At 37.8% G+C, this 6588-nt stretch carries 8 protein-coding genes; 4 read left to right on the top strand and 4 right to left on the bottom strand.

Annotation, left to right across the window (positions count from 1 at the left end):
* Positions 1 to 115 precede the first annotated feature (115 nt).
* From P9B04_RS12220 to P9B04_RS12210, 3 genes are all read right to left on the bottom strand, one after another.
* Positions 116 to 925, bottom strand: a complete 810-nt coding sequence (locus P9B04_RS12220) for a carbonic anhydrase (protein WP_342055268.1) — start codon at positions 923 to 925, stop codon at positions 116 to 118.
* 169 nt (positions 926 to 1094) lie between these two features.
* A complete protein-coding gene (locus tag P9B04_RS12215) occupies positions 1095 to 2225 on the bottom strand; it encodes a CO2 hydration protein (RefSeq protein WP_342055267.1) in 1131 nt (376 codons plus the stop codon).
* Positions 2226 to 2373: 148 nt separating this feature from the next.
* Positions 2374 to 3003, bottom strand: coding sequence for a GUN4 domain-containing protein (locus P9B04_RS12210; RefSeq protein ID WP_342055266.1), 630 nt, complete (start codon positions 3001 to 3003; stop codon positions 2374 to 2376).
* Between the two features lie 201 nt (positions 3004 to 3204).
* Between P9B04_RS12210 and P9B04_RS12205 the strand changes: the two genes are divergently transcribed.
* Together P9B04_RS12205 and P9B04_RS12200 are read left to right on the top strand one after the other, a co-directional pair.
* On the top strand, positions 3205 to 4185 hold the full coding sequence (locus P9B04_RS12205; protein ID WP_342055265.1) for an aspartate carbamoyltransferase catalytic subunit: 981 nt from the start codon (positions 3205 to 3207) through the stop codon (positions 4183 to 4185).
* A gap of 11 nt (positions 4186 to 4196) precedes the next feature.
* Positions 4197 to 5144 (top strand): RluA family pseudouridine synthase, encoded by a 948-nt coding sequence (locus P9B04_RS12200; RefSeq protein ID WP_342055264.1) that lies wholly within the window; start codon positions 4197 to 4199, stop codon positions 5142 to 5144.
* Positions 5145 to 5282: 138 nt separating this feature from the next.
* On the opposite strand, the gene P9B04_RS12195 is transcribed toward P9B04_RS12200, so the two are convergent.
* Positions 5283 to 5873 (bottom strand): ribonuclease HII, encoded by a 591-nt coding sequence (locus P9B04_RS12195; protein ID WP_342055263.1) that lies wholly within the window; start codon positions 5871 to 5873, stop codon positions 5283 to 5285.
* Positions 5874 to 5926: 53 nt separating this feature from the next.
* Here P9B04_RS12195 and P9B04_RS12190 point away from each other — a divergent pair, with 53 nt between their 5' ends.
* Together P9B04_RS12190 and P9B04_RS12185 are read left to right on the top strand one after the other, a co-directional pair.
* Positions 5927 to 6094 (top strand): hypothetical protein, encoded by a 168-nt coding sequence (locus tag P9B04_RS12190; RefSeq protein WP_342055262.1) that lies wholly within the window; start codon positions 5927 to 5929, stop codon positions 6092 to 6094.
* A gap of 106 nt (positions 6095 to 6200) precedes the next feature.
* Complete coding sequence (locus tag P9B04_RS12185) at positions 6201 to 6524, top strand: STAS domain-containing protein (RefSeq protein WP_342055261.1); 324 nt, start codon at positions 6201 to 6203, stop codon at positions 6522 to 6524.
* Positions 6525 to 6588 lie beyond the last annotated feature (64 nt).

Below are 6588 nucleotides of genomic sequence, written 5' to 3'. Positions count from 1 at the left end.
GCCTCTTTTCGTCATCTGGTAAGGCTTTCAGGTATTCGTGTCCCCACGCCAGGTTCAAGACCTATTATCCCCTCGAAAACGACTTAACACCGAACTCAGATTAACCCCTTAGTTATCAGTGAGAATCTCGATAGATTCGTTGTGCTTGTTCTACACTAAGCTGTTCGTATGCTGGGAAAGAAGACCCATTATGACCGTTTTCACTGTTTCTGCTGGCTGTAGTATTTGCAGGAACCTTAAAGTATGTAGACCCAGGAATATGACAACTAGGATGGAAATTATATTCCGGTTCGGTGGCCATGATGGAACTTTGAGGAGCGATGAAATCGTGTGACTCGCGATCGTATTCTAGAACTTCCCCTGTTTCGATGCGATAAATCCAACCATGTAAGGTTAGATTTCTTTGATGCAAACGAGAATGTATCACAGGATAAGTTTGCAAGTTTCCTAGTTGGGTTAAGACATTCTCTGCGACTGTTACCTCTAAAAGTTCTTCCCCTTCTAAATTGTTATAGTTGTCATGTACCAGTCTGCGGGTGGCTTCCGCGTGCTTTAACCAATCGTAAACTAAGGGCATTTTTTCTTGTAGACTATTCAATTTTAATAACGCATTCATGGCACCACAATGGGAATGACCACAAACAATGACTTGCTCAATATCTAAGGCCGAAATAGCATATTCTATAGCCGCACCTTCCCCACCGTTGGCTGCACCAAAAGGAGGAATAATATTTCCGGCATTACGAATAACAAAAATTTCCCCAACTTCTGCTTGTGTAATTAAATTAGGATCAACGCGAGAGTCAGAACAAGTTATAAAAAGGATACGAGGGTGTTGTCCGTGGGATAATTCTTCAAATAGTTCACGGTGAGAACTAAAATAACCACTTTGGAATTTTTGTAGTCCTTCGATTAATTTTTTCATGGGGAAAAATATCCATTCCTACTTAGTTTAGACTTCTATCCTGGGTTGATTATCCCTTGAATTAATTATTTTGTATAGAGTCTTTTTTTTAATTTCTGTAACTAATCCATAAGCTTTAATTACATAAATTCATAAATTTTCAAAAGTAGGTATTACCTACTTGAGTAAATTATTGATTAACGATAAGTATTTGTGAGGTTTTTAAACGATCCATCCACCCTTCTAAATAGGAGCGATTTTCTTGTTTTTCTTCCGTATTTGTTGTGTCTAAAGGATGGGGTGCTAGTCCCTTAATGGCGGCGGTTGTTACACAAAACATGGACTTCTGAAAACTTTGACAAATCTGTACTAATAAGTCATCTTCTTGCCGAAAACTTTCACGGTAAACTTCGTGTAAATATTCTGGTAAATGATGTCTCATATCTTGCATTAATAAGGTAGGAGGAATCCCTGCACCTCCGATGGGTAAAGGGTCAGCGTATAACGCACCGTAGGTAAAAATAGATTGTTCTGAGGGTATTTGATAGGATTGAGCATTATAAGAGATTGTTCCAGGAAAGGGAGTTCCTCTAAAAAAGATTGCCTCCACATAAGGAACTGCTGTGTCCATTAAAAAGGTTAATTTCGCCGCTTTAGGTAACACTTCGTAGACTTTTTCTCTAACTTTCACTTCATAAGTGATTGGCTTATTTGCATCCTTCACCAAACCATCTAGTATGTGTTGAACCACATCGGGAATGGAGCTAATCTCACCTCTATCGTAGCGATCAGAAAGGTCTAAAAATATATCAGCCATTACTCGCCAAAACTGCCCTAAACCACTATAATAAGCCATCATTCTCATCTGTTCGGGTAAGAATTCTGGAAATATTTTGTGCAGGGTTAACATAAAAAAGTTGTGTTTAAATTGGGCTTTAATAACCTGTTCAACATTATCTCTAAATTCTGATGTATCTAAATAAGCATCTAAGCCGCCTCCACCGTGCCACATCATTGATTTCATGCAATATTCTGCATATTCAAAGTTAGTGCGGTTATGGTTCCAATGCCGTAGTAACTTTTCGATAGAAAATTCCCCATTGAAGTATTTAAAGAAGGGAAACAGAATTAAAAATTGATGGTCAGCGATATAAATTAAGTTATTGGAATACTCATCTAAAATAACCCCGTAACTTTTAAGAATCCCCACCACTTCTATCACATTTTGGGGTGAATCTTTGAGTAAATCTTGACCATTCTCCAAGCGATCGATATATTCTGCTAGAGGATGACGAGAACCTTGTATCGTTGTCTTAACCATGTTTTATCCGCCTTTTTATTCTATCAAGCTCTTATAGCTTTTTTCGGACTCATGAGGTCATCCCAACTCCTGCTTTCTGCCTTAAAGGGATGACCTCTGTACCTTACAAGTATGAGAACCGATATAATTGTAGCTAATACAATGATTATCAAGGTTGATAATTTGGGATTCTTCTGGGATCAGAATAAGCCACTAAACCACAATCAACCATTCTTTGGGTCAAAGCTGTATAGTTGAGTCTTCCCCCCGTAATTTGGTATTCTGGACGGGGATTAGGTAGATGTCCTGTGGGAGCTTCTAAGTCATATTCTAAATTGAATTTGAACTGTACCCATTGTCCATCTTTACGCCATCCGATGCGAGTCCCAAAGTTATCATAAGCTTCTATGTCCACTAAACGTCCGGGTCTATTACCGGTTTCTACAAAAATAGGAAACTGAACAGTAAAGCCAAATCTTCCCCCGGAGTATTGTCTCCAAAGATCGTCTATGGTTTTGAGATCCCAACAAGCAATATTTTTCACCTCATCTTGAGATATCCAACCCTGCTCTTGGCGATTAGTAGATTGCAACATCAAAGTTCTGGTGGTTTCATTTGCTCGCAACCATTGCTGTTGTCGTAAATCTTCTTGTAACGGTGTGTAATCGATTCCTGTTTCTGGAGACACCAGAGAAGGTTGATTGTTTGGGGTTTCTTGTCCCAACACAGAAAAGGCGCAAACGCCGGTAAATAATAAGGTACACAACAGTTGATTGAATGGCTTGGTTACTTTTAGCATAGACGATTACACAATTGTCACAATTTTACTGTTTTTTGTAGCTTCTAGTTTAATTCTAGCACTGGAAACCTTGCAACTTGAATTCGTTGTTATTTTTACTCCATTACCCTCTGTTACAGTTAAGAACAACATTATTAGGATAAAATATATTAAAGCTACTGTTTCGTTTTGGTGGCAAACAAAGCCTATGGGAACTGTTACATGACTTGGACTCGCCATCACGTTTTAGGGTTAAAAGATTGGACTGTCGACGAGTATGATACCCTACTACAAACGGCTTCTAGTTTCCGCGAAGTGTTATCTAGTCGCACAAAAAAGGTTCCCGCACTTCAAGGGGTGGTGGTAACCAATATGTTTTTTGAACCATCTACCCGTACCCGTAGCAGTTTTGAGTTAGCGGCTAAGCGTCTCTCGGCCGATATTTTGAATTTTGCCCCGGGAACCTCCTCTCTAACCAAGGGAGAAACTATCTTAGACACCGCTAAAACCTATTTGGCCATGGGAACAAATTTGATGGTCATTCGTCATCAACAGGCAGGAGTTCCCCATGCGATCGCACAGGAGATGGATCGTCTGCAAACAGGAGTTGGTGTTCTCAACGCAGGAGATGGACAACACGAACATCCTTCCCAGGGGTTATTAGATTTATTTACTTTGTGCTGCTTATTGGATTTTGATAGCCCTAGTTTGGCTTTATTAAAAGGTAAAAAAATTGCCATTGTGGGGGATATCTTACATTCTAGGGTAGCCCGTTCCAATATTTGGAGTTTAACAGCAGCCGGTGCCGATGTCCATTTAGCGGGACCTGCAACTTTGGTTCCTGAATGGTTTAAGGGGATGAAAAATGAGTCTCATGAGGGTAAATTATTTCTACATTGGGAACTGAAACCTGCCTTAGAAAAGGCTGATTTTGTCATGACTTTGCGTTTACAAAAAGAGAGAATGACTAATCATTTATTGCCTAGTTTAAGAGAGTATCATCAACAGTACGGGATTAATCATCATCGCCTAGAATTATGCCATCCTGATGTTAAGATATTACATCCTGGTCCCGTTAATCGTGGAGTAGAAATTAGTTCTGAGTTGATGGATGATCCTCGTTTTAGTTTAATTCAACAACAAGTTACAAGCGGTATTGCTGTGAGGATGGCTTTATTATTTCTCATTGGAACCAGTAATTAAACTATTCGTTTATGACCATAAATATAACAGTAAAACATCAAGGCGATCGCTTGGATAGATGGTTAGCGGATAATCTCACAGATATCTCCCGTTCCCATCTCCAAAAACTGATCGAACAAGGCAATATTACTTTAAATAATGAAGTTTGTACCAACAAGAAAATCAAGGTAAAAATAGGCGATCGCTTACAAATTCATATCCCTGAACCCCAACCTTTAGAACTTATACCTGAGCCGATTCCTCTCGATATTTTATACGAAGATGAGCAACTAATTATTATTAACAAATCAGCTAATTTAGTGGTTCATCCAGCACCCGGTCACGACACAGGAACCCTAGTTCATGCCCTATTATATCACTGTTCTAATTTAGCAGGAATTGGTGGCATACAAAGACCTGGTATTGTCCATCGTCTAGATAAGGACACTACAGGAGCAATTGTAGTTGCTAAGACAGATTTTGCCCATCAAAACTTACAAGCACAAATCAAAAATAAAACTGCAAAAAGAGAGTATTTAGGGATAATTTATGGTGTTTTGAGTAATCAAGAAAATAACAATAATAGTAATCAAGGAATCATCAATTTACCAATCGGTCGTCATCCTGTGGACAGAAAAAAAATGGCAGTGGTTCCTATAGAAAAACGAGGTCGAAATGCTATAACTTATTGGGAAATAATAGAAAGATTGGGCAATTATAGTTTAGTTAAATTTACCTTAGAAACGGGAAGAACCCATCAAATAAGAGTCCATAGTAGTTATTTTGGTAATCCCATTGTTGGTGATCCTTTATATAGTGCTAATCGTTCTCTGAAAATGAATTTATCAGGACAAGCATTACACGCGCATAAACTAACACTAACCCATCCTATCACCTCAAAAAAAATAGAAGCGATCGCCCCTTTGCCTGACAAGTTTACTAAGCTATTAAATTATTTAAAACAAAGAAATAATTATTGAAGAAAGAGATTGTTTAATTATTAATATTAACTATGAATCCTAACTCCTGACTCCTGACTCCTAACTCCTGACTCCTGACTCCTGATTTCTAACTCCTGACTGCTGACTGCTGATTGCTGACTGCTAATGTGCGATAATTTAACATAGTTTAAAAGAATGTCGATGGTGAAAACATGAGCCGTATTTTTGTAAAGCAAGACGATGTTTTTTAGTGCCGTAACCTTTATTATTTTCCAAATCATAATAGGGATATTTAGCAGCTAAACGAATGATTAATTGATCTCGCCAAACCTTAGCTAAAATACTCCCAGCAGCAATCAGAGGAGAGATGCGATCGCCTCCTATAATAGTTTCTTGAGGAATGATAAGATTAGGAATTTTTTTGTTACCATCTACTAAACAAAGTTGAGGAACAACAGAAAGTTTTTTAACACAGCGTTCCATTGCTAATAAAGAAGCATTGAGAATATTTAAGCGATCTATTTCTTGGGAAGAAGCATAACTAATATAATAGGAAATAGCCCGATTTTTAATCTCTGTTGCTAAAGTTTCACGACGTTTAGCCGACAGTTGTTTACTGTCTTTAACCCCTATTTCCTGCAGTTGAAAAATATTTTCTTTTTCAAACACTACTGCCGCCGCCACCACAGGACCAAACAAACAACCTCGCCCCACCTCATCAATACCTGCTATGAAAATTTGTGAATGAGAAAATAATTGAGCAGACATGAACCTAATTTGATATAATTTGGGGAGTATATATAAATTTTAGAAGTATTATTATGGCATTTTTTCGTCAATACGTTGCCCCAATGTTAATTGTTTTAATGTTTTTAGTGGCCTTAGTTGCAGTTACGGCTCGTGCTTTCATTCCATCAGACTTAGCCGCTCCTGCTCCTATAGATGATATCAGTTATTTGTTATCAACTGTTTCTTTTCTACATCTCTAAGGATAAATGCTCAGTTTTTTATAGTTTAGCTTTTCCCTTTTCCATGCTAAAATAAACGACAGAAGTTTGTTAAACTTTTTATACTAATTTCTTAGTTTTATTTTCAATGGCGGTATACTTTCAAGTTTATGAACCTTGTGGAATAATTGATGGAACGAAGAGTGGCAAATTTCGTCAAGAAATCCAAACAATATTACAAGCAAACCCCAAAGTTGTTGTAATTGATTTCAAAAATGTCAGCTTTATGGATAGTTCTGGTTTGGGGGCATTGGTTTTATCCTTAAAATCAGTCAGAGCTGAGGGTGCTAAACTATTTTTGTGTTCTGTTAATGAGCAGGTAATGATGTTGCTTGAATTGACAGATATGCACAAAGTTTTTAGAATTTTTGAGAGTCGAGAAGAACTGGAAAAAAGCATTATGAGTGCGTAAACTGAACCATTTTAACTAAATGTCGGGAGAAGTCCCTCACTATAGCTAAGGCGGACACATCGAA

Origin of the sequence: Crocosphaera sp. Alani8 (genome assembly GCF_038442745.1) — a bacterium.
Lineage (GTDB): Bacteria > Cyanobacteriota > Cyanobacteriia > Cyanobacteriales > Microcystaceae > Crocosphaera.
This window is presented reverse-complemented; position numbering and strand designations above follow the sequence as displayed.